The organism is Thioalkalivibrio sulfidiphilus, assembly GCF_000377945.1.
In the GTDB taxonomy this organism is placed as follows: Bacteria; Pseudomonadota; Gammaproteobacteria; order Ectothiorhodospirales; family Ectothiorhodospiraceae; genus Thioalkalivibrio_A; species Thioalkalivibrio_A sulfidiphilus_A.
This window is the reverse complement of the sequence record NZ_KB898921.1, coordinates 170,124-192,674: the sequence shown is the minus strand read 5'-3', so window position 1 is coordinate 192,674 and position 22,551 is coordinate 170,124. Positions and strand designations below refer to the sequence as shown.

Genomic DNA, 22,551 nt, shown 5'->3' with positions numbered 1-22,551 from the left:
GCTGGCGCACAATCTCAACCGGGAAATGCAGATGCTGTGTCATGAACAGGTCCGCAACACGACTGAGAAGCGCGCGCCGCTGTGGTGTTTCGAACAACTCGGCACCCTGCGGCGCAAACTGATCCAGCGCGCCGGGCGCCTGACAAGACCCCAGGGCGCCTTGACGCTGACCATGAGCGCTAACCCCGCCGTGAAATCCGAGCTGTTGCATTACCTGAATACCTTGAAGCAAGCAGCCTGAAACCTGGTTGCGTCAAATTTATGCAATGATTGGGTAATAGCGTCCCGCCAGCATCCACACCGCGAAGGCGACCCCAATGTAGAAGATGATGGCCGGTGCAAAACCCCGGGCCACCACCTCGAAGTAGCTGGTGCCCAGGTAATCGGCCATGAGGAAGGCGGCGATGCCCATGAGCGGCGGCATGAGCTGCCCGCCCAGGGAGGAGGCGGTCTCGACCGCCGCCGCCGTGACCCGGGGAAAGCCGGCCTTGATGAGCACCGGGATGGTGGCAGTCCCCGTGGTGGCCGCGTTGGCGGCCCCGGAGCCGGAGACCGCAGCCACCCCGAAGGAGCCGATCACCGCCGCCTGGGGCAGCAGGCGCGGCGACCGCACGGCGATGCGGGTTGAGCCCAACAGGATGGAGTCGATACAGCCGAAGGCGCGCAGCGCCGCCAGCACCAGGATGAAGGAACCAATCAGGGTGAGACCCAGCTGGGGCAGGCGCTCGAACACCCCGGTGGACATCTCCACGCTCACCGCGCTGGCCACCCGGTTCCAGCTCATGCCCGGGTGGTTGAACAGGCCCGGCACCAGGTAGCCGTAGACCGTGTAGAGGATCAGCAGGATGTTCAACACGAACAGGGCGAAGTAGCGCCTGCGGGTGTACTCCATCACCAGGGCGGCAATGGCTACCCCCACCGCCAGGTCGTGGGTGTTCCACAGCCCCAGGCGATAGATGCGGATCTCGTCGAACTCGCGCACCAGGTAGTGGATGGCATAGAGACAGATCCCGCAATAGGCCAGCGCGATGAGAAACGGCGCCACATGGCCCAGGCGCGGGTAGAGATCGCCCCGGCGCAGGTCGTTGAGGTAGACGATGCAGATGGTGAGCGGCACGCCCACCACCGCCAGCAGGGTAGGGCCACCCGCCCCGGTGACGAAGTACCGGGACAGGTGGAAGAAGAAATACGCCCCGATGACATAGAACAGGACCTCCGCCGCCAGCCGCAACCCGCGCGCCAGGGGTGGCAGTTCAGACGACGAGGCCGACGGCGAGTTAACGGCGACGGAGGTCTCGCTCATGGGGCCGGTCCCGCTGACCGGCCCTTAGCGTGAGGCGATGCGATCGTTCCAGGCGTCGTCCCAGGCGCCTTTCTCCCGCAGATAACGGGCCAGGCCCGGATGCACCTTCACGGAATCCACCGAGGCGGCCACACCCCGGCGCTGGATGCCCACCATGTCGGCGGCGATCTGGCGGAAGGCGGAATCGGACTGTGCCAGTTCTGCCGCGTTGGCCTCGATGGTCATGAGCATGCGGTAGACGTCCTCCTCGGGGACTTCCAGACCCACGTGGAAGCCGTAGAAGAACGGCACCAGCACCACCTTGTCCACGCGGGCGTTGCGGAACACGCTGCCGTCCACCTCCACCACGTCCAGTCCTGCGGCACGCAGCTTCGCGATCTCCGCCTCGGAGGGATTGAGGGCGGCCACGTCGGTGGCCGTCATGGCCTCGTTCACCCAGGGAGCGGGGTTGGACTCACCGGTGCTGTAGATGATGAAGGCGTCGATATTGCGCTCCGCCAGGGAGGAGGCCGCAAGCCCCAGGTCAAGCTCCACGTAACGATGACCGACCTCCAGGGTCTCCATGGCCCGCTCCAGCTGGGCTCGCACATCCCAGGGGGCGGGGCCGCTGAACACCGGACGGCCGCGCAGGTCACCCCAGCCGGAATAGCGCTCGCGGTCCGCGGCGCGCACCCCCAGGCCCACCTCCATGGTGTAGGCCCAGAAGGACTGCACCGGCTCGCGCTGCATCTGCGCCGCAAAGCCCCGGAAACGACCCGAATCGGTGGCCAGCTCCCGGAAGGCGATATCGGCACCGTAGTAGCCATCAAACTGGTTGGTGGCATAACCGCGTACCGTGGCGAGTGCCCCGGGGGTGGGCAGCACGGTGATGGAGTAATCGGGCATCTCCCGGTTCAGCATGGCCATCAGCGCCACCTTGGCCCGGTGCCCGGCGGAACCCACGGCCGAGGTGGCCCAGCGGATCTGCTTGACCTGTTGGGCCTCGGCAGTGGGGATCTGCGAGAGTCCCAGCGGGAAGGCGATGAGCAGACCTGCGATGACTGCCATCAGGCGGTGTTTCATGGCGTCTCTCCTCCGTTGAGGGCCTCGGCTGGCTGCCTCCTGCACACCTTGGCCCATCGTTTGCTTTTATGTTCCATCAAACGAATTTAGCCCAGTCCTGAAATTTTGCCTCTGGCTGTTTCCGTGCCCTGAACTCGAACCGGCTCTCCGGGGACAAATGATCTGCCACCCAGAACAGGCACTCCCCCCATGGCCAGCCACCACACCCAAGCCCAGCCCGGTTCCGTTGACCCGGAAGAAGTCGCCCGCTACACCGCCCTGGCGGAAAAGTGGTGGGACACCACGGGCCCGTTCTGGCCCCTGCACACCCTGAACCGGCTCCGGGTGGCCTACATCCGGGACCGGCTGTGTGAACACCTGGACCGGGATCCGGCGTCAGCGCACCCCCTCGAAGGCCTCAAGGTGCTGGATATCGGCTGTGGCGGCGGGATCCTCAGCGAATCCATGGCCCGCCTGGGGGCCGATGTCCACGGCATCGATGTCACGCCCCGCAATATCGCCGTGGCCTCGCTGCATGCCCGGGGACAGGGACTGTCTCTGCGCTACGAGGCAGTCTCCGCCGAGGAACTGGCCGAGCGGGGCGAGCAATACGACCTGGTGCTGAACATGGAGGTGGTGGAGCACGTGGCCGACCTGCCGGGTTTCATGGCCGCCTGCAACCGCCTGGTGCGCCCCGGCGGTTACGGCTTCATCGCCACCATCAACCGCAACCCGGTCTCCTTCCTGGTGGCCATCCTGGGTGCCGAATACCTCCTGCGCTGGCTGCCCCGGGGCACCCACCAGTGGCGGCGGTTCCCGAAGCCCGGGGAACTGGAATCCCTGCTGGCCGCGGATGGCCTCGAGGTCATCGAGCGCATCGGCGTGCGGGTAAACCCCTTCACCCGGGCCATGTCGCTCACTCGCTACCTGGGGGTGAACTACATGCTCATGACCCACAGGCCCTGAGGCAGATGCCGCGCGTCCTGCAAGACCTAGGCAGCCGGCCCCATGTCAGGACAGACCGAACCGGATCTCTGAATCCTTGCCGGGGCACCGCAAACCGCATCTTCCGGAACGCATCTGTGCCGTGTGCGGCAGACCATTCACCTGGCGACGGCGCTGGGCCCGGTGCTGGGAAGAGGTGAAGTACTGCTCCGACGCCTGCCGCCGGCGTCGCCACCAGAAAGAGAGAGGGCGGGCCGTGCCCGCCATGATCCGGCGCGACAGTCATGGCCAGGCGGCTATGGGCCGCCCTATGAATCTAGACGGAATCCCTGTGCAGCGCCCGTTCGATGGCCCCTTCCACAGCCAGGGTGATGCGCCGAGTCAGGGGCTCGCGCTTCTGGTAATGCACCTCGTAGAGATCCGCCTCCTTTGACAGCCCCATGAGCAGGTCGTCGCTGGTGGCCAGTTCATCCACCAGACCGAGGGGCAGGGCCTGTTCGCCGTACCAGTGTTCGCCGGTGGCGACCTTCTCCAGATCCAGGGCCGGGCGGTAACGCTTTACGTAGCCCTTGAACAGGGTGTGTATCTCCTCCAGTTCCTGCTTGAACTTCTCACGGCCCTCGGGGGTGTTTTCGCCAAGCACTGTGAGCGTGCGTTTGAACTGCCCGGCGGTGTGCATCTCGATGTCCACGTCGTGACGCTTGAGCAGACGGTTCACGTTGGGGATCTGGGCCACCACGCCGATGGAGCCGACGATGGCGAACGGCGCGGCGACGATGCGGTTGGCCACGGCCGCCATGAGGTAGCCGCCGCTGGCGGCCACCCGGTCCACGGCCACGGTCAGATCCACGCCCGCCTCCCGCAGCCGCGCCAGCTGGGCGGCGCCCAGTCCATAGGGCGCCACCAGGCCGCCGCCGCTCTCGAGGCAGGCCACCACCCGGTCCTGGCCGGGGCGTGCCTGGGTGAGCACCGCCGAGACCTCCTGGCGCAGGTTGTCCACGTGGGTGGCGCGGATGTCGCCGTGGAAGCGCAGCACGAAGACCCGGGGCCGGTTCTCGTCCCGGGCCTTTTCCTCCGCCTTCATCTCCTTCTTGAACTGGCGCACCAGTTTCTTGGCCGCGCGCCCGCCGCTCATGGCGTGCTTGAGGGTGCGTTCCATGTCCCGGTAGCGGTCATTGAGGCGCTTGACCGTGAGCTGCTCCCGGGTGCGCTCCCGCCCCCGGGTCGCCAGGGCCATGAGCGTGCCGAACAGCACCACGGCGGCGAACAGCAGGGTGAGGGTCTTGGCGAGGAAGAGGCCGTAGTTCTGAATGAACTCCATGGGGTTTCCTTTGGAACAGTGGCTAGTGGCAAGTCTCAAGTGGCAAGGCAGTATAAATCTCCCTCTCCCTCAGGGAGAGGGTCAGGGTGAGGGTGGTCTTCCCTTGCCACTAGCCACTTGAGACTTGCCACTGCCTTTCAAGCCCTTCTCGCCACTGGGTGACGAAATCCTCCAGGGTCTCGATGAAATCCGGGTCCTGCTTCGTGCGATTGATGGTGGCATGGATCACCACGTGCTCCGGGGCAGGCGGGTTGCCGGTGGTCAGGGTCCAGGACAGGGCATTGGCGCACTGGGGGAGGGTGAAGCGCACCCCGCCGTGTATCGCCTGGCAGCACACGTCGAATTCTCCCCACACTGTCCACACCCGCCCCTGGTACGGGTCGTTGACCTCAAGCAGGCGTTCGATGGAGGGGCAGAGCACCGGAAGCTGCTCAAGCGGGATGGCGCGCAGGTCATCGGGCGTAGCGTGGACCCGGGCAATGGCGAAAAACTCCATGGGGCAGTGCTCGTCAGTGGCTGGATGCCGTCAGTATCGGGCCCAGTAGTATCGGGCCCTGTGGCCCGCGATTCAATGCAGGAAGGTCGTGCAGCGGTCACCACTTCCGGTACACTTCGGAACATTCCGATCAACCCAGACGACAGGATACTGTGGCATGGAAATGAAATGGGTCTTCCTGATTCTGTTCATCGCGCTGTTGCTGTTCATCGTGACCATCTACAACCGGCTGGTCACGGCCCGCAACCGCTACAAGAACGCCTTCGCCCAGATCGACGTGCAGCTCACCCGCCGCCACGATCTGATCCCCAACCTGGTGGAGGTGGCCCAGCGCTACATGGCCCACGAGAAGGACACCCTGGAAGCGGTCATCAAGGCCCGCAACCAAGCCGCGAGCATCCTCGAGGAGGTGGCGTCCGACCCGGGCAACGTCGCCGCCATGCAGAAACTCTCTGGTGCCGAGCAGGGGCTGTCCGGCGTGCTGGGCCGCCTGTTCGCCCTGTCCGAGAACTACCCGGACCTGAAGGCCAACCAGAACATGATGCAGCTCTCCGAGGAGCTCACCAGCACCGAGAACCGGGTGGCCTTCGCCCGCCAGGCCTTCAACGACGCGGTGATGGACTACAACGTCACCCGCGAGGTGTTCCCCAATAACCTGATCGCCAACAACTTCGGTTTCCGCGAGGCCGCGCTGTTGGAAGTGGACGCCCCGGAGAAGCGCGAGGCGGTACGCGTCGCCTTCAAATAAGTCCTCATGAACTTCTTTCAGCACCAGGACCGGGCCCGACGTCAGAGTCAGCGGCTGCTCTTGCTGTTCGCCTTGGCGGTGCTCGGCATCGTTCTGCTGGTCAACCTGGTGGCCCTGCTGCTGTTCGGTCGGCTCCAGTACCCGGACGAATCCATGTTGAGCGCCGGTTTCCTGCAGCGTCACCTGGGCGTGATCGTCTGGAGCACGGCCCTGAGCGGCGGCCTCATCGCCCTGGGCAGCCTGTTCCGCATGGTGAACCTGCGCGCCGGTGGCGGGGTGGTGGCCCGGGAGCTGGGCGGCACCCTGGTGGAGCCGGACACCAATGACCCCCTGCGCCGGCGCCTGCGCAATGTGGTGGAGGAGATGGCCATCGCCTCCGGCGTGCCGGTGCCGGAGATCTACGTGCTGGAACACGAGTCCGGCATCAATGCCTTCGCCGCGGGCTATTCCACCGCCGACGCCGCCGTGGCGGTCACCCGGGGCACCCTGGAACACCTGGACCGGGACGAGCTGCAAGGGGTCATCGCCCACGAGTTCAGCCATATCCTCAATGGCGACATGCGCCTGAACATCCGTCTCATGGGCATCCTGTTCGGCATCCTGGTCATGGCCATGATCGGCCGGCAGCTCATGGCCTCGGTCCGCTACGTCTCCACCCGCCGCTCCAAGGACAACAGCGGCGTGGCCGCCATCGTGATCCTGGGGCTTGCAGTGATGCTGGTGGGTTACGTGGGCTTGTTCTTCGCCCGCTGGATCAAGGCCATGGTGTCCCGACAGCGGGAATACCTGGCGGACGCCTCGGCGGTGCAGTTCACCCGCCAGTCCGAGGGGATCGCGGGCGCCCTGAAAAAGATCGGTGCTGCCGGGGCCGGTTCGGTCATCCATGCAAACAGCGAGGAAGTGGCCCACATGCTGTTCGCCAACGGCGCCATGGGGCAGATGTTCGCGACCCATCCGCCCCTGGTGGAACGCATCCGCGCCATCGAGCCGGGCTTCGACCCGGAGGAGCTCAAAACCATCCGCGAGCAGATGCAGCGCCATGCCCAGGCACGCCGGGCGGCCGCCGAGGAGGAGGCGGCCCGCGAGACGGCCGGACGGGGCAGGGCGGCAGGTCCCGGCGGGTTGCCACTGGACGCGGACAGGCTGATCGAACAGATGGGCCAGCCGGGCATGGGCCAGGTGCTGGCCGCCGCGCTGCTGGTGGCGGCCATTCCCCGCCCCCTGGAACGGGCCGCCCACTCGCCGGAATGGGCCCCGGAGCTGATCTGCTACCTGCTGCTGGACCCCGACGAGGCCATCCGTGATCGCCAGCTGCTCATGGTGGCCGAGACCCTGGGCGCGGAAAGCGAGGCCCAGGTGCGCAAGCTGCTGCACATGGAACCCCGGGTCGCGCCGGAGCTGCGCATCCCGCTGCTGGAGATCGCCTTCCCGGCGATACGTCGCCGGCCCGAATCGGAGCGGGAAGGCCTGCGTGGCCTGGTGGAGCGCATGATCCACGCGGACGGCCGAGTCGACGTGTTCGAATATGCCCTGGCCCGTCTGCTCACCCGGCACCTGGACGATGCCGCCCATCCCAGCCGTGCCCAGTCCGGCGGCCGGCGGGATCTGTCAGCCCTGCGTGCCCAGGCCATGGACCTGCTGGGCATCGTGGCCGGCCATGGCCATCCGGACAAGCCGGACCAGGCCCTGGCCGCGCTCAATGCCGGACTGGCAGCACTTGGCTTCGAGACCGTCCCCCGCATGCCTTCATCCGAGTCCTGGGCGGATCGTCTGGACGCGGCACTGGAGCGCCTGGACGAACTGCAACTGGAGGACAAGGAACGTCTACTGCGCGGGCTTGTAGCCACCATCACCCATGGCGGTAAAACGGTCACAGCGGAGACCGAATTGCTGCGCGCCATCTGTGCGGCCTTGCACATGCCACTGCCGCTGGCGGATCTCGGCCCACCTGAGACCGGCTGACGCGGTACTGAGGCAGGTATTCAATCCACAAACAGCAATAACACGCCCAAGTTGTAATAGATATGTAACAAAATAGGTGTCCGCAGGCTTCCATGGCGCTCCCGGAAGAAGCCGAAGATCACTGAGGGCACGAAGACCCAGACTGCCACCCACGGTACGAGTCGGATCATGTGAAGCAGCGTAAACAACACACTGGTCAACGTGTTGGCCAGTGACAAGGGACCAAGGCGCTGCGGCAGATGTTTGGCCAGCCATCCCTGAATCAATCCCCTGAAGACCATTTCCTCAAGCACCGGATACACGAATCCAAGCATCAAGAGATGATGCGTGCGCTCAAGCAATGCTCCACCATCCCGCGCCAGCGGGACGAATGCAGCCATGCAATACCACACAAGAGGCGCGGCGCCCAAGGCAAGCCAGAGGTAGGGATCCCGCCACTGAATCCTCGCTGACACGAACAAGGGTAAGTTGCTCACCTAGTGACCTATGGCTTCCTGACTTGAGCACGACAAAATATCATCACCAATAACTCCAGTGGTCACAAACCACACATCATTCATAGAACAATCACACCCAATTCATTTTTTTGTAACTCGTGGAGTTCATAATTTCGCGTGTCAGTATTCGCCCACAGATTACGACACAGGCGAGCTATGATGTCCCACCTCAGCTGCCGGAATATTCACAAAAAATTCGGTCAGCAGACTGTCCTGGAAGGCATCGATTTCTCCCTTGACAAGGGTGAATGTCTCGTTCTGCTCGGCCCCTCCGGCTGCGGAAAAACCACACTGCTCAACATCCTGTCTGGCGCTATCGCCGCTGATGGTGGCGAGCTGCATCTGGACGGCGAAGCGCTGGATATCCCTGCCCGTGGCATCCATGTACCCATGCGCCAGCGCGGATTCTCCATGGTGTTTCAGGATTTCAGTCTCTGGCCCCACATGAGCGTGGAGGACAACGTCTCATACGGCCTGCGCATACGTGGTATCAAGCGCCAGGAAAGAATCAAACGTGTGCAGCGTGTCCTGGAACAGGTACAGATGACGGAATTCAAAGACCGTCATCCAGCGACATTGTCTGGTGGTCAGCAACAGCGGGTATCCATCGCCCGCGCACTGGCCGTACAGCCTCGCCTGATATTGCTCGACGAACCACTGAGCGCACTCGACGCCCGCCTGCGTGAGGACCTGAAATCCGAGATTGCCCGTCTTTTGAAGGACAATGGTCTGACCGCGGTTTACGTGACCCACGATCAGTCAGAAGCATTTGCCCTTGGGGACCAGGTGGCCCTCATGTACCAGGGCAGAATCGAGCAGATGGGCTCGCCCCAGGAGATCTATCGTCAGCCCCGCAGCCGATTCGTTGCCGGCTTCATCGGCTCTTCGAATCTCTTTGAATACCGTCGCAACGGTACAAGCCTGATACTGGGCGATGAGATACATGTGCCCATGCCACTGGAAACCTTGCCTGAAACAGGCCACATGGTGTTGCGGCGTGAGTCTGTACGCGTGGTGCCGGACAGCTCCCAAAATGCCGCTAACGATGAGATCTGTCTGCCCGCGGTTTGTCACCACAGCCAGTTCCTGGGGGATCGTCATGAGGTGCTCGCTCGCCTTGTCGACGACACCCTGGTCCGTGGTTTTGCCGATGACCTGATCAACCCAGGTCATCCAGTCGAAATCCGCTTCTCGATGCACGCAATGCATTTTGTAGAGAGGTAAACCCCCGACACCGGAGGGCGCTGGTTCTCCGGTCTGATCCACAACGGCACGGACCGCCGGGTAACACACAAGGTACTAAGGTTTGCTCGCGATCTTGCGAACAACACGATCGACCCTGTTGTGTCTGGTGTTCTTGCTGCCGGTTCTGTCCGGCTGCGACACCGCACTCCGTGACGAGAACACATTGGTGGTGTACTCGGCGGGTCCGCGTGCACTCATCGAAACGGTGGTGGACAGCTTCGAGGCGCAGACCGGTGCACGGGTGGAGCTGTTCGCGGCCACTACCGGTCAGATCATGGCCAAGCTGGAAGCGGAGAAATACCGGCCTCGCGCGGACGTGGTGATCTTCGCAAGCCAGGTGGCCGCCGAGGCCCTCAAGCAGGATGGCAGACTGCTCTCCTACCAGCCCGAGTGGCTGGACCTCACCCATTCCCACTGGCACGACCCCGACCACTACTATCTCGCCACCGGCGCTGCGCTGGTGGGCGTGGCCATGCGCGCCGAAGCCGCTGACCTTAGCCTCGACTGGAAGGACTTCCTGGATGGCGGGTTTCCGGGGCGCGTGCTCATGCCCATGCCATCGCGATCCGGCGCGGCGGGAGATTTTCTGGTCAGCTACGCGCTTTCCCACGAAGAGAGCATCTGGGACGACTTTCTCGCTGCAAGGCAACAGGGTCTGCAGTTCGCCGCCGCCAACAGCCAGGCCATCAGCAGCCTGCTGATCGGCTCGGTTCAGGCGATCATGGGCGCGGTCGACTATCTCATCTACCGCCAGATCGAAGGCGGCGAGCCACTGGTCATGCACTACCCGCCATCGGGCTCGGCTCTGGTGCTGCGACCCATCGTGATCCTTGCGGACACACCCGTGCCCGACTTGGCCCGTCGCTTCGTGGACACCTATTTCTCGGTACCCATGCAGCAGGCGGTCGCCGACGCCCACCTGCTACCGGCACACAGGGAGGTGGCCTGGAGCCCGGTCAGAAGCCATGACGGTCTCCCCCCGCTGCTGCCTTTGGACATGCAACAGGCCCTGAAACGTCAGACCGAGATCCTGCGCCGGTTCCAGTATCAGGTAGAGCGCGCCCAGGTGGTCCGGGCTGGGCAAGGACAGACGAACTGATCCATGGCTGCACTCATCCACAGTCCCTTGTTGGGTCGGGCCGGCGTGGCGCTCGGTATACGGCTGCCGCTCTTGCTGGTCGCCGCGGTCCTGATCCTGGCCATGGGCTACCCCTTGTTGCTGCTGTTTCTGAGCAGCATCTATCCCGACATCCTGGGTGGCTCCCTGGACGGATTTCTCGATGCCTACCGCCGGATAGGGCAGACCCACGACATGCTGCCCATGTTGTGGAATTCCCTGGCATGGGCGGGCGCCACCACGGTGGTGAGCTGGCTATTCGGCATTCCCTGCGGTTATTACCTGGCCCGCACCAACCTTCCAGGCAAGCTCTGGGCACGGCTTTCGTTGCTCGTGCCCATCATGACCCCACCATACATCGCGGCACTTTCATACATCCTGGTGATGCAGGAGGGTGGCTTCAGCGACAGCCTGCTGGGCGTCATGCCAGAGACCTTGCGCGCCTGGTTCTTCTCATTCTGGGGCGTGACCCTGGTGATGGCGCTGTCCTCCTTCGGTTACGTGGCCTTGGCTGTGGAGGCAGGTCTGCAGTCGATCCCAAGAAGACTCGAGGATGCCTCGGGGATGTTCGGTGCCACCTGGTCCCAGACCGCGCGCCTGATCGTCATTCCCCTGCTGCTGCCCGCCATTCTCAATTCGGGTCTGCTGGTGTTCCTTGAGGCCCTGTCCAACTTCGGCGTGCCAGCCGTGCTTGGCACGCGCTCGAATCTTCCGCTTCTACCCGCCGAGATCTTCTTCCTGGTGACCAGTTGGCCAGTAGACCTGGCGCTGGCCACCGCCCTGTCGTCCTTACTGTGCCTGTTCGCGCTGTTCACGCTCTACGGCAGTCGCATACTGGCCAACATCCTCGGTGGTGGAAATCTGAAGCCGGGTGCTGTTCACACCCACGCGCTGGGTGCCGGCGGGATGTTGCTGGGCTGGCTGTGGTTCGGCGGGCTGTTCGCCCTGAGCACCCTGCTGCCCTACTTTGCCATGCTGCTCACCAGCCTTGCCGATCAGTGGACCGACGGACTTCCGTCGTTGACCCTGGATCACTACCGCTCCCTCTTTGCCGCTGGCTCCAGGGGCCTGGATGCACTCCTGACCAGTCTCTGGCTCGCCGTGGCCGCGGCATCCATCTGCGTCGTGGTGGGTAGCTACATCGCCTACGTCAACGTGCGTTCATCAGGACCGCTTCAAAAGATCCTCGACGGTCTCGCCATGCTGCCCCGGGTGATCCCCAAGATCGTGATGGCGGTGGCACTGATCCTTGCCTGGAACGCGCCCTGGTTACCGTTCACGCTCTATAACACCGTCTGGATGCTGCTGTTCGCCTACGTGGTGATCTATATCACCGACGCCTTGAATTACTCGAACTCGCGTCTGCTGAGCATGAGCCCAAACCTGGAGAACGCAGCGGCCATAGCAGGCGCCAACCGGATTCAGATCTTCCTGCAGATCGTTCTCCCCCAGCTCCGTCCGGTACTCATAGCCGCGTGGTTGACCACCTTCATCGTGACCATGCGTGAGCTGGTGGCCTCCATGCTGCTGTTGCCCCCCGGCGTGGATACCACGGCGACTTACATATTCAACCAGTTCGAGCAGGGCGACATATCCACCGCCATGGCCATGGCCACCGTGACCATCCTGCTCAGCACCATCGTGCTCGCGCTGTTCCAGATTAGACGACGAAGCGTCTGATGCCCTCATTCACCCACAACGGAGAAGCAACATGAAAAAAAAGCGACTGAGTGTATTGTCAGCAACTGCGGTGGCGGCCGTCTGTCTGATGCCTGCTACGGCGCACGCCAGTGAGTCACAGCGCTTGATGGATCTATTGATCGACAAGGGCATCATCAGTCAGCAGGAGGCGGAGGCCATCAGGCGCGAGGTGGAGACCCCGCCGACGGAGTCACGCTACCGGGAAGGCACGATGTATGACGCCACCGAGCCGGTCGTGGCCGACGAGACCAGAACCCGGGTACGCCGCTTCCGCACCGAAACCGTGGATGGATCCGAGCGCTTCGGTATCCGTGGCCGCCTGATGATCGATGCTGCCCGCCAGGAACTCAATGACTCCACAGCGATTGACAGCGCCCTGACCAAGAAATACGGCACTGCCATTCGACGTGCGCGTCTGGGCGCACTGGGTCTCATCAACCATGACTGGGAATGGCAATTGGAGGTGGATTACAGGGAAGAAGAGGTGCGCATGGCCAATGCCTACCTGGCCTATTTGGGTGTTCCGGAAACCAGGCTGCTGTTCGGCCATGTCAAGGAGCCCTTCAGCATGGAGAGCAATACCAGTTCCCGCTACATCATGTTTATCGAACGGGCCACACCGATCGACGCGTATCGTCCGGATCGGGAAATCGGCTTCATGTACGAATCCATCAAGCCCGATTGGTACCTGGGCGCCGGCATTTTCGGGAGTGGCCTTGATCTGGATCGTGAAGTCACCGAAGGGTACTCACTGGCCATGAGGGGTTCCTTCGCACCGTTATTGGAGAACGACCGCTTCGTGCATCTGGGCGGCTCCGTGAACTACCGTGAAAATGCCTACGTGGCACGCCCCGGAGAGGAGCGCAGTTACGAAGATATCCGCCTGCGTTCCCGCCTCGGGACTCGGGTCATCGACGGACGCCTGATCGGTCGCAATGATCTGGACGATACGGTTGAACTCATGCGTTATGGCCTGGAGTTTGCCGCTGGTGTTGGACCGTTCTTGGTGCAGTCCGAGTACGTTCGTGTCGACGCCACCCGTGACCGGGTCCCCGATGCAACCTTGGACGGTTTCTACATCCAGGGCAGTTGGTTCCTCACCGGCGAACGCCGAACCTACCGAGCGACCCACGGTGATTTCGCCAAGGTCTATCCCAATCGCCCGTTCAACAGCCTCGGTGGTACCGGTGCGTGGGAACTGGCTTTGCGCTATGCCACGGCAGACGGCATCGATGGGACCTATGACGGCGGCAAGATGGACCATTACACCCTGGGCCTGAACTGGTTCCCCCACGAGGACATCACCTTCAAGTTCAACGCCATCTATCTGGATGCGGAAAACGCCGCCGGCAACACCACCGACGGTTGGGTCTATGCCCTTCGCGCTCAGTACGAGTTCTGACCGCATCCATCATCCGAATCGAGGACCCAAGCATCATGACCATGAAACCTCAGTCTCATCGTAATCGTCTCACCACGGTAAAGCCTTTGCTCGCATCACTGAGCCTGCTGGCATTGCTGCCTGCACTGGCATCTGCCAATTCCGTACTCAATCCCGGCTTCGACGAAGAATCCGGCACATGGGTCGGCGTCGGCGACAGTTCCATCATCACCGGCCCCAACGGCTGGGAATTCGAGCTTGACGAAGGCGGCCAAGCCGTCATCGGTACCCCAGGTGACGGCATCACGGCCCGCAGTGGATCGAATGCTCTCTGGTTTCCCACCACAACTCGGGGTTTCGGTGACCACAAGGCAGAGCAGTGCGTACCCATTGACGTCAGTCAGGACTTCGAATTCTCGGTTTACGTGGCTTACCCAGAAGACGACAGCAACCTGCGTACGCGAATCAACCCCAACTTCTTCGATACCCTGGAGAATTGCCTGGCCGGCAGTGGTCGCAGCTCGGGCACGAATTCCAATGAGGATTTCGACTTCCGAATGGACGATACCGCCAGTCAATGGCATCGGCTGGAGGTGACTATTGAGTCCGCTGACCTCCAGGCGATGGAGCCCGTACCGCGCTATGTCCGGCTCAGCATCAGGGCCAGAGACCGTTCCAATGAGGGTGATCCGGCCAACCCCCCACTTCGCATCTATTTCGATGATGTCGAGGTATTGCCCCCCGTGGTGCGGGAACCCCAATTCGAGGCCAGTGGAGACACGGTCACCATCACAAGCCAGACGGAGGGTGCGATGATCCGCTATACCCTGGACGGGAGCACGCCGACAGCGGGACCCGATGGCGAAGGCACAGAGATTGCGAACGGTCAGTTCGCGACGCTCAGCGAATCAGGGCAGGTGGTCAGGGCGATTGCCTATGTGGACACCCCTGGCTGGACCGCGTCCTATGTCAGTGAATTTGATCCGAACTTTGTTCCGCCGTCCCCTGTCGAGCCTACCCTGGGCTGCAGCACGGGTCAGGGGGTCCGAGATCCTCTGTTCCCGGTGCTGGTGCTGGCCGCCTTGTTCTACCTTGGCGTCAGGTATCGTCGAACCTGATCTCCAGGTCGGCTCTGAGACTCTCCATTTGCCTGGACCCTCCCCGTCAGGGGAGGGTCTTTTTTTCTAAAAACAGAATGATACATGGATCCCATCACTTTATTTCATGACGAAGGCTCACCCCCCAACAATGACAATGCCCACAAAATATGAATGTTGATTAATTTTTGAATCTGATTCACGATTCGCCCGGATTCAACTCGGATACGACGGCCGTGAGCACCAAGGAACGAAAGCAGCGGGAATTCGCCGAGCGTGAGGAGCGCTTCCTCGCCGCCGCCGAGGCCTGCATCCGGGAAGAGGGTTTCCTGAACCTGCAGATGGCGCGCATCGCACGCCTGTGCGACTACGCCACCGGCACCCTCTACCAGCACTTCAGCTCCAAGGAGGACCTCCTGCTGGCCCTGGCCAACCGGGGCAACGAGGCCCACGTGGAGCTGTTCCGGCAGGTGCAGCGCTGGACGGCCGGGAGTACCCGGGATCGGATGTTCGCCATCGCCGTGGGGGACTTCGATTTCGCCCAACGCAATCCCGAACACACCAAGCTGCTGCAGTACGTGCACACACGGGCCGTCTGGGAGAGCGCATCACCCCAGCGTCGCGAACAGGCACTCACCTGCACCGGGCCCGTGGGTGAGATCGTCACCGGCATCGTCCGGGAGGCCCTCGAGGCCGGTGAACTGGAGGCCCGCGGGCTCTCGCCCATGGAACTGGCCTGTGGCCCCTGGAGCGTGTGCGAAGGCATGCAGGCGCTGTCCCAGGTGCAGGGGCTGTTCGAGGCCCTGCGTATCGAAGACCCGGAACGCCTGCGTTTCCGCCAGGTGGTGAATCATCTCAACGGCATGGGCTGGCAGCCCCTGTGGGACCCCGCCGACCAGGCGGCCCTGGAACAACTGGTCAGCCGCATTCGAACCGAGGTCTTCACCGACCTCTGAGCCTGCATCACAAGGACCTCTCCATGAACAAGCGCATGATCCTCATGCTGTTGGGCGTCGGCATCCTGTTCGGCGGCATCTTCGGCTTCAAGGCCTTCGTCAATGCCATGATCGCCGACTTCTTCGACAACATGCCCATGCCCACGGCCACCATCACCGCTGGCGAGGCCCGGGAGATCCCCTGGACCCGGGAACTGGAGGCAGTAGGCAGCTTCACGGCGGTGCAGGGGGCCATGCTCACCAGCGAGGTGAGCGGCATCGTGCGCGAGATCCGCTTCCAGAACGGCGCACGGGTTGAGGCGGGCCAGGTGCTGCTGGTGCTGGATGATGAAACCGACCAGGCGCGCCTGCGCAGCTTGGAGGCGGCCCAGCGGCTGGCGGACCTGGAACTGCAGCGTGCCCGACGCCTGGCCGCCCAGAACAACATCTCCGAGGCAGAACTGACCCGCCGCGAGAGCGAGGCGGAGCAGGCCATCGCGGCAGTCAACGAACAGCGCGCGCGCATTCGCCAGAAGTCCGTGCGCGCCCCCTTCAGCGGCGACCTGGGCATCCGCCAGGTGAACGTGGGCCAGTTTCTCTCTGCCGGTGACCCGGTGGTCTCGCTGCAGTCCGTAGACCCCATCTACCTGGACTTCAGCCTGCCCGAACGGCGCATCGGCGAGATCCGCCGCGAGCAGACCGTGAATGTGCGCGTGGACGCCCTGGGGCGCGAGGTACAGGGCCGTGTGAATGCCATCGAGCCGGCGGTGAGCGCCAGCACCCGCACCCTGCGCGTGCAGGCCATCATCGACAACGACGACGGCAGTCTGCGCCCCGGCATGTTCGGGCGCGTGCGCCTGGAGATCGGCGAGCCCGAGCAGCGCGTGGTGGTGCCCCAAAGCGCCATCAGCTTCAGCCCCTACGGCAATTCCGTGTACATGATCAGCGAGGACGAGGAGGGCCAGCTCATCGTCAACCGGCGCTTCATCCAGACCGCCGAGCGGCGCGGCGACCTGGTGGTGGTCACGGAGGGCCTATCCCCCGGGGACCGTGTGGCCACCAGCGGGCTGCTCAAGCTGCGCAACGGAAGCCGGGTCAAGATCAGCGACGACGAACAGGTCCAGCCCCGGGAATCCCTGGAGCCCCGGCCCGACAACGCCTGACCGGGGGCCCATTCCATGCGCTTCACCGACGTCTTCATCAAGAAGCCCGTGCTGGCCACAGTGGTCAGCCTGTTCATCCTGCTGCTGGGTATCCGCGCGGGCTTTGATCTCAACGTGCGCCAGTTCCCGGAGATCAAGAACGCGGTGGTCACGGTGACCACCGCCTACATCGGCGCCGACGCGGACTTGATCCAGGGCTTCATCACCACGCCCATCGAGCGGGAGATCGCCGCCGCCGAGGGCATCGACTACATCGTCTCCACCAGCATCGCCGGCGTGAGCCTGGTGCAGGCCAACCTGCGCCTGGACTACGACCCCAACGAGGCCCTGACCCAGATCGCCGCCCAGGTGAACAAGGTGCGCTCCGACCTGCCCCTGGAGGCGGAGGAACCGGTGATCGAGCTGTCCGTGGGGCAGACCATCGCCGCCATGTACATGAGCTTCTACTCGGAGCTGCTCAGCAACAACCAGATCACCGATTACCTGGTGCGTGTGGTGCAGCCCCAGCTGTCCACCATCCCCGGTGTGCAGCGCGCCCAGATCCTCGGCGACCGCACCTTCGCCATGCGCATCTGGCTGGACCCGGAACGCATGGCGGCGCTCAACGTCACCGGCGCCGACGTGGCCGCGGCCCTGCGCGCCAACAACGTGCTCTCCGCCGTCGGACGCACCAAGGGCGAGATGGTGAGCATCGACCTGAAGGCCTCCACCGACCTCTCCAGCGCCGAGGAGTTCGAGCAGCTGGTGGTGCGCGCCGACGAGGGCGCCATCGTGCGCATCGTGGACATCGCCGAGGTGGAGCTGGGCTCGGAGAACTACGACGTCTCGGTGAGCTTCAACGGCCAGTCCGCCACCTTCATCGGCATCGAGGTGGCCCCCGACGCCAACGCCCTGGACGTGATCGCCGAGGTGCGCAGGGTGTGGGCCGAGCAGATCGAGCCCCAGTTCCCCCAGGGCCTGTCCGGCGACATCGTCTACGACTCCACCCTCTACATCCAGAGCGCCATCGACGAGGTGCTGCTCACCATCTTCCTGGCCCTGGTGATCGTGGTGGGCGTGATCTACCTGTTCCTGGGCTCGGTGCGCAGCGTCATCATCCCGGCCCTGGCGGTGCCCCTGTCCCTGGTGGGCACCCTGTTCCTGATGCTGCTGATGGGCTTTTCCATCAACCTGCTGACCCTGTTGGCCATGGTGCTGGCCATCGGCATCGTGGTGGACGACGCCATCATCATGGTGGAGAACATCCACCGCCACATCGAGGAGGGCATGGCACCCCTTGAGGCGGCCCTGCGCGGCGCGAGGGAGCTGGCCTGGCCCATCGTGGCCATGTCCACCACCCTGGTGGCGGTGTTCCTGCCCATCGGTTTCGTGGGCGGCATCACCGGTACCCTGTTCATCGAGTTCGCCTTCACCCTGGCCGCCTCGGTGATCATCTCGGGCATCGTGGCCCTGACCCTCTCGCCCATGTTGAGTTCACGTCTGCTTAAAGCCCACGGCGAAGGCAGCAAAGGCCGCCTGGAGGCCTGGCTGGATGCGCGCTTCGACGGCCTGCGCCGACGGTACCAGCGCCGCCTTCACGGGGCGCTCGACGACAAGCACGTGGTGCTCACCTTCGGCCTGATCGTGCTGGTGTCCTGCTACTTCCTGTTCATCACCAGCCCCAGCGAACTGGAGCCCGCCGAGGACCAGGGCTTCGTGTTCTCCATCGCCGAGGCCGACGCGCCCACTACCTTGGACCACCTGGAGCGCAACACGGCGGTGATGAACCGCTACCTGGACGAGATCCCGGAGATGCGCAACATCTTCATCGTCAACGGCTTCGGCGGTGCCGGCGTGGGCGCCACCAACACGGCCATCGCCGGTTTCGTGCTCGCCCCCTGGGACCAGCGGGACCGCTCCACCCAGCAGGTGCTGGAGCAGGACCTGCAGCCGCGCATCGAGCAGATCCCGGGGCTCAACATCTTCGCCCTGGTGCCGCCGTCCCTGCCGGGCGGTGGCGGCGGCCCGCCGGTTGAGTTCGTGATCCGCTCCACCGAGCCCGCCGAGAACCTGCAGGCGGTGGCCCAGGAGGTGATCGGCCGCGCCATGCAGAGCGGGCGTTTCATCTTCATCGACGGCGATCTCAAGATCGACAAGCCGCGCACCGAGATCCACATCGACCGGGACAGGGCGGCGCTCATGGGCGTGGACATGCAGACCCTGTCCATGGACCTGGCCGCGCTGTTCTCCGGAGGACCGGCGGGACGCTTCTCCCTGGACAACCGCTCCTACCGGGTGATCCCCCAGCTGGAGCGGGTGCAGCGCCTCAACCCGGAACAGATCGAGGACCTCTACACCCGCAACCGGGAGGGTGAGCTGGTGCCCCTGGCCACCCTGATCACCCTGGAGGACACGGTCCAGCCCCAGCAGCTCAAGCGCTTCCAGCAGCTCAACAGCGTGACCCTGTCCGGCGTGCCGCGCCCCGGCGTGACCCTGGGCGAGGCCCTGGACCTGCTGGATGGCATCGCCGCCGAGGTCCTGCCGCCGGGCTACAGCGTGGACTACGCCGGCCAGTCCCGGCAGTTCCGCAGCGAGGGCGCCCAGCTGATCCTGACCTTCTTCTTCGCCCTGGTGGTGATCTACCTGGTGCTGGCGGCCCAGTTCGAGTCCTTCCGGGATTCGCTGATCATGATGATGACCGTGCCCATGTCCATCGCCGGGGCGCTCATCTTCGTGAGCCTGGGCTTCGCCACTTTGAACATCTACACCCAGGTGGGCCTGGTGACCCTGATCGGCCTGATCGCCAAGCACGGTATCCTGATCGTGGAATTCGCCAACAAGCTGCGGGAGGAGGGGTTATCCAAGCGCGAGGCCATCGAGGAGGCCGCCGCCATCCGCCTGCGCCCGATCCTGATGACCACCGCCGCCACGGTGCTGGCCATGATCCCGCTGCTGGTGGCCGCCGGCCCCGGCGCCGGGGCCCGCTTCGCCATGGGCCTGGTGATCGCCGCGGGCATGACCATCGGCACCCTGTTCACCCTGTTCGTGGTGCCCGCCATGTATGTCTACCTGTCCAGGGACCGGACGGTGCAGACGGCAGCCGGGGAGGCGGTCAGGGCCTGAGCACGGAGGGCAGGACACCTGGCTGTAGATTAGGCTGTGGGTCGGGCTTCAGCCCGACCCACGCTCAAGCCGGCCCAACCATGGCGACAGGGCGTCCCGCACTGTCCGGCCTCCCGCACTGCACAATCGACCTGCCGGCGTCGTTCATCGGCCCGGCGGTCGGCAGACCGGGCCAATCCCTGATAAACTGGCAGTATTCCAATCCCTGAGTCACCGAGTCCCCGCAGCATGAGTTCCCCTGAATCCCGAAACACCCGTCCGCGCCTGTTGTGGACCACCACCCTGATGTTCAGCCTCACCGCCCTGGTGGCCCTGATCGCCGTGCCCTGGTACGGGATCGCCCATGGCTACAGCCTGAGCGCCTGGATCGCCTTCGGCGCCTTCATGGTGCTGGGCAGCATGTCCATCACCGCCGGCTACCACCGCCTGTGGGCCCACCGCAGCTACGAGGCCCACCCGGTGATCCGGGTCGCGCTGGCCCTGTGGGGCGCCATGACCCTGCAGAATAGCATCCTGATCTGGGCCTCCGGCCACCGCACCCACCACCGCCACGTGGACGACAACGAGCGCGACCCGTACTCCGCGGGCCGCGGCTTCTGGTTCTCCCACATCGGCTGGATGCTGCGCGACTACCCCAGCGGCCAGTCGGACTTCAGCAACGCGCCGGACCTGCTGCGCGACCCCATCGTCATGTGGCAGCACAGGTACTACCTACCCATCGCGCTGGGCATGAACATCATCCCGCCGGTGCTGCTGGGCCTGGTGTTCGGCAACGTGCTGGAGATGCTGCTGCTGGCCGGCTTCCTGCGCCTGGTGCTGGCCCATCACTTCACCTTCTTCATCAACTCCCTGGCCCATGTCTGGGGCAAGCGCCCCTACACCGAGGAGAACAGCGCCCGGGACAACGGCTTCCTGGCCCTGCTCACCTTCGGCGAGGGCTACCACAACTATCACCACCTGTTTCAGTACGACTACCGCAACGGCATTCGCTGGTGGCAGTTCGACCCCACCAAGTGGCTGATCGCCACCCTGAGCTGGCTGGGTCTGGCCAGGAACCTCAAGCGCGCCAGCAAGTTCAAGATCTACCAGGCGGTGCTGGCCACGGAATTCCGCAAGGCCCGGGAGCAACTCGCCCGGGACGACAGCAGCCTGGAGAAGTGGCGTGGCGTGCTGGAGCAGGAATACCAGCACTTCCTGTCGGTGCTGGAGCAGTGGAAGACCCACAAGGCGCACCTCTACGAGCAGACCCGCCACAAGATCGCCGCCCACTGGGAACACGCCGCCATGCGCACCCGCATGCGTGAGTTCGAATACATGCTGAAGATGCAGCGCAAGCGCCTGGCCCTGCTCAAGGTACAGTTCTCCTGAATCGCGATCCGGCACCTCCCCGCGCCCCCGGTGCAACACCCGAGGGCGCGCGCGCCCCGTTCCACGACCTGACCCCCGACCGCATCCTCACCCTGCTTGAAGGCGTGGGGGTGCGCTGTGACGGGCGTCTGCTGGCCCTGAACAGCTACGAGAACCGCGTCTACCAGCTGGGGCTGGAGGAGGGCGGTTTCTGCGTGGTGAAGTTCTACCGACCCGGACGCTGGTCAGATGCCGCCATCCTCGAGGAACACCGCTTCGTGGCCCAGCTGGCGGCGCGGGAGATCCCCGTGGTGCCTCCCCGGGAGATCCCCGGCCACGGCACCCTGGCCCGGCTGGACGGCCAGCGCTTCGCGGTGTTCCCCCGCCAGGGCGGCCACGCCCCGGAGCTGGACAATCCCGACACCCTGAGCCTCATGGGACGCCTCATCGGCCGGATCCACGGGGTAGGCGCCATGGAGCCCTTCCGCCACCGGCCGCACCTGAACCTGGAGAGCTTCGGTCGCAGCGCCCGGGCCTTCCTCCTGGACAACCACATCATTCCCCCCGAACTGGAGACGGTGTACCGGCAGGTGGTGGATCAGGCCCTGGCCGGGGTCGAGCGCTGTTACCAGCGGGCGGGCCACGTGGCCCTGCTGCGCCTGCACGGCGACTGCCACGCCGGCAATGTGCTGTGGACCGACGACGGCCCCCATTTCGTGGATTTCGACGACAGCCGCATGGGCCCCGCGATCCAGGACCTGTGGATGCTGCTCTCCGGTGATGCCCAGAGCATGGCCGCCCAATGGGAACGCATCCGGGAGGGCTACGAGACCTTTAGGGACTTCGATCCCCGGGAGCTGCACCTGATCGAGGCCCTGCGCACCTTGCGCCTGATCCATTATTCCGCCTGGATCGCCCAGCGCTGGGACGACCCGGCCTTTCCACCTGCATTTCCCTTCTTCGACAGCCCCCGCTACTGGGAAGACCGCATCCTGGAACTGCGCGAGCAGATCGCCGCGATGGATGAACCGCCGCTGTTGTAATGACTCAAAAAACTGTAGGTCGGGCTTCAGCCCGACGACGCGGCCAGAAAAAAGCCAGCTGCCTTTCTCCGGCGCCGTGTGTCGGGCTGGAGCCCGACCTTCGTGCC

At 64.2% G+C, this 22,551-nt stretch carries 19 protein-coding genes and 1 pseudogene; 15 read left to right on the top strand and 5 right to left on the bottom strand.

Annotated elements, in window-relative coordinates:
* A pseudogene (locus D580_RS0100925) lies at positions 1-241 on the top strand (IS1380 family transposase); the annotation flags it as partial.
* A gap of 18 nt (positions 242-259) precedes the next feature.
* On the opposite strand, the gene D580_RS15000 reads toward D580_RS0100925, so the two are convergent.
* Entirely contained in the window at positions 260-1,303 is a 1,044-nt protein-coding gene (locus D580_RS15000) for a TRAP transporter large permease subunit (protein WP_231363465.1), read from the bottom strand.
* 24 nt (positions 1,304-1,327) lie between these two features.
* Positions 1,328-2,365: a TAXI family TRAP transporter solute-binding subunit gene (locus D580_RS0100915; protein WP_018952565.1), complete on the bottom strand. Its 1,038-nt coding sequence runs from the start codon at positions 2,363-2,365 to the stop codon at positions 1,328-1,330.
* A gap of 189 nt (positions 2,366-2,554) precedes the next feature.
* Between D580_RS0100915 and ubiG the strand changes: the two genes are divergently transcribed.
* Positions 2,555-3,310 (top strand): bifunctional 2-polyprenyl-6-hydroxyphenol methylase/3-demethylubiquinol 3-O-methyltransferase UbiG, encoded by a 756-nt coding sequence (ubiG, locus tag D580_RS0100910; protein WP_018952564.1) that lies wholly within the window; start codon positions 2,555-2,557, stop codon positions 3,308-3,310.
* Positions 3,311-3,386: 76 nt separating this feature from the next.
* On the top strand, positions 3,387-3,722 hold the full coding sequence (locus D580_RS16940) for a DUF2256 domain-containing protein (RefSeq protein ID WP_269208085.1): 336 nt from the start codon (positions 3,387-3,389) through the stop codon (positions 3,720-3,722).
* Here D580_RS16940 and sohB read toward each other — a convergent pair.
* A complete protein-coding gene (sohB, locus tag D580_RS0100905; protein WP_018952563.1) occupies positions 3,606-4,610 on the bottom strand; it encodes a protease SohB in 1,005 nt (334 codons plus the stop codon). The two genes, D580_RS16940 and sohB, sit on opposite strands and share 117 nt — an antisense overlap.
* A 109-nt stretch (positions 4,611-4,719) precedes the next feature.
* The gene (locus D580_RS0100900) at positions 4,720-5,106 is read right to left on the bottom strand and encodes a hypothetical protein (protein ID WP_018952562.1); all 387 of its coding nucleotides are present in this window, start codon (positions 5,104-5,106) and stop codon (positions 4,720-4,722) included.
* A 157-nt stretch (positions 5,107-5,263) separates the two neighbouring features.
* Here D580_RS0100900 and D580_RS0100895 point away from each other — a divergent pair, with 157 nt between their 5' ends.
* Together D580_RS0100895 and D580_RS0100890 are read left to right on the top strand one after the other, a co-directional pair.
* Positions 5,264-5,854 carry a LemA family protein gene (locus D580_RS0100895; protein WP_018952561.1) on the top strand — a complete coding sequence of 197 codons (591 nt, stop codon included), beginning with the start codon at positions 5,264-5,266 and terminating at the stop codon, positions 5,852-5,854.
* A 6-nt stretch (positions 5,855-5,860) separates the two neighbouring features.
* A complete protein-coding gene (locus D580_RS0100890) occupies positions 5,861-7,816 on the top strand; it encodes a M48 family metallopeptidase (RefSeq protein WP_018952560.1) in 1,956 nt (651 codons plus the stop codon).
* A gap of 20 nt (positions 7,817-7,836) precedes the next feature.
* Here the strand turns inward: D580_RS0100890 and mrtJ are convergent, their stop codons facing one another.
* The gene (mrtJ, locus tag D580_RS0100885; RefSeq protein ID WP_155999612.1) at positions 7,837-8,196 is read right to left on the bottom strand and encodes a JDVT-CTERM system glutamic-type intramembrane protease MrtJ; all 360 of its coding nucleotides are present in this window, start codon (positions 8,194-8,196) and stop codon (positions 7,837-7,839) included.
* A gap of 276 nt (positions 8,197-8,472) precedes the next feature.
* Here mrtJ and D580_RS14995 point away from each other — a divergent pair, with 276 nt between their 5' ends.
* From D580_RS14995 to D580_RS0100835, 10 genes are all read left to right on the top strand, one after another.
* Positions 8,473-9,537, top strand: a complete 1,065-nt coding sequence (locus D580_RS14995) for an ABC transporter ATP-binding protein (protein WP_196799710.1) — start codon at positions 8,473-8,475, stop codon at positions 9,535-9,537.
* 94 nt (positions 9,538-9,631) lie between these two features.
* Positions 9,632-10,657 (top strand): extracellular solute-binding protein, encoded by a 1,026-nt coding sequence (locus D580_RS0100875; protein WP_231363464.1) that lies wholly within the window; start codon positions 9,632-9,634, stop codon positions 10,655-10,657.
* Positions 10,658-10,660: 3 nt separating this feature from the next.
* Complete coding sequence (locus D580_RS0100870) at positions 10,661-12,355, top strand: ABC transporter permease (protein WP_051081731.1); 1,695 nt, start codon at positions 10,661-10,663, stop codon at positions 12,353-12,355.
* Between the two features lie 31 nt (positions 12,356-12,386).
* Positions 12,387-13,778 (top strand): OprO/OprP family phosphate-selective porin, encoded by a 1,392-nt coding sequence (locus tag D580_RS0100865; RefSeq protein WP_026289575.1) that lies wholly within the window; start codon positions 12,387-12,389, stop codon positions 13,776-13,778.
* Between the two features lie 35 nt (positions 13,779-13,813).
* Entirely contained in the window at positions 13,814-14,875 is a 1,062-nt protein-coding gene (locus tag D580_RS16645) for a chitobiase/beta-hexosaminidase C-terminal domain-containing protein (protein WP_026289574.1), read from the top strand.
* A 215-nt stretch (positions 14,876-15,090) separates the two neighbouring features.
* The gene (locus D580_RS0100855; protein ID WP_026289573.1) at positions 15,091-15,810 is read left to right on the top strand and encodes a TetR/AcrR family transcriptional regulator; all 720 of its coding nucleotides are present in this window, start codon (positions 15,091-15,093) and stop codon (positions 15,808-15,810) included.
* A gap of 23 nt (positions 15,811-15,833) precedes the next feature.
* Positions 15,834-16,952: an efflux RND transporter periplasmic adaptor subunit gene (locus tag D580_RS0100850; protein ID WP_018952551.1), complete on the top strand. Its 1,119-nt coding sequence runs from the start codon at positions 15,834-15,836 to the stop codon at positions 16,950-16,952.
* 15 nt (positions 16,953-16,967) lie between these two features.
* Positions 16,968-20,054, top strand: a complete 3,087-nt coding sequence (locus tag D580_RS0100845; RefSeq protein WP_018952550.1) for an efflux RND transporter permease subunit — start codon at positions 16,968-16,970, stop codon at positions 20,052-20,054.
* A gap of 228 nt (positions 20,055-20,282) precedes the next feature.
* Positions 20,283-21,422 (top strand): acyl-CoA desaturase, encoded by a 1,140-nt coding sequence (locus D580_RS0100840; RefSeq protein WP_018952549.1) that lies wholly within the window; start codon positions 20,283-20,285, stop codon positions 21,420-21,422.
* Positions 21,419-22,444 carry a serine/threonine protein kinase gene (locus D580_RS0100835; protein ID WP_081617201.1) on the top strand — a complete coding sequence of 342 codons (1,026 nt, stop codon included), beginning with the start codon at positions 21,419-21,421 and terminating at the stop codon, positions 22,442-22,444. Before D580_RS0100840 ends, D580_RS0100835 begins: the two co-directional genes overlap by 4 nt.
* The last annotated feature ends 107 nt before the right edge of the window (positions 22,445-22,551 follow it).

What these genes read in the sequence shown, in the direction of transcription:
- D580_RS15000 (WP_231363465.1), bottom strand. Translation starts at nt 1,303, where the DNA reads ATGAGCGAGACCTCCGTCGCCGTTAACTCGCCGTCGGCCTCGTCGTCT.
- D580_RS0100915 (WP_018952565.1), bottom strand. Translation starts at nt 2,365, where the DNA reads ATGAAACACCGCCTGATGGCAGTCATCGCAGGTCTGCTCATCGCCTTC.
- ubiG (WP_018952564.1), top strand. Translation starts at nt 2,555, where the DNA reads ATGGCCAGCCACCACACCCAAGCCCAGCCCGGTTCCGTTGACCCGGAA.
- sohB (WP_018952563.1), bottom strand. Translation starts at nt 4,610, where the DNA reads ATGGAGTTCATTCAGAACTACGGCCTCTTCCTCGCCAAGACCCTCACC.
- D580_RS0100900 (WP_018952562.1), bottom strand. Translation starts at nt 5,106, where the DNA reads ATGGAGTTTTTCGCCATTGCCCGGGTCCACGCTACGCCCGATGACCTG.
- D580_RS0100895 (WP_018952561.1), top strand. Translation starts at nt 5,264, where the DNA reads ATGGAAATGAAATGGGTCTTCCTGATTCTGTTCATCGCGCTGTTGCTG.
- D580_RS0100890 (WP_018952560.1), top strand. Translation starts at nt 5,861, where the DNA reads ATGAACTTCTTTCAGCACCAGGACCGGGCCCGACGTCAGAGTCAGCGG.
- mrtJ (WP_155999612.1), bottom strand. Translation starts at nt 8,196, where the DNA reads ATGGCTGCATTCGTCCCGCTGGCGCGGGATGGTGGAGCATTGCTTGAG.
- D580_RS14995 (WP_196799710.1), top strand. Translation starts at nt 8,473, where the DNA reads ATGTCCCACCTCAGCTGCCGGAATATTCACAAAAAATTCGGTCAGCAG.
- D580_RS0100870 (WP_051081731.1), top strand. Translation starts at nt 10,661, where the DNA reads ATGGCTGCACTCATCCACAGTCCCTTGTTGGGTCGGGCCGGCGTGGCG.
- D580_RS0100865 (WP_026289575.1), top strand. Translation starts at nt 12,387, where the DNA reads ATGAAAAAAAAGCGACTGAGTGTATTGTCAGCAACTGCGGTGGCGGCC.
- D580_RS16645 (WP_026289574.1), top strand. Translation starts at nt 13,814, where the DNA reads ATGACCATGAAACCTCAGTCTCATCGTAATCGTCTCACCACGGTAAAG.
- D580_RS0100850 (WP_018952551.1), top strand. Translation starts at nt 15,834, where the DNA reads ATGAACAAGCGCATGATCCTCATGCTGTTGGGCGTCGGCATCCTGTTC.
- D580_RS0100845 (WP_018952550.1), top strand. Translation starts at nt 16,968, where the DNA reads ATGCGCTTCACCGACGTCTTCATCAAGAAGCCCGTGCTGGCCACAGTG.
- D580_RS0100840 (WP_018952549.1), top strand. Translation starts at nt 20,283, where the DNA reads ATGAGTTCCCCTGAATCCCGAAACACCCGTCCGCGCCTGTTGTGGACC.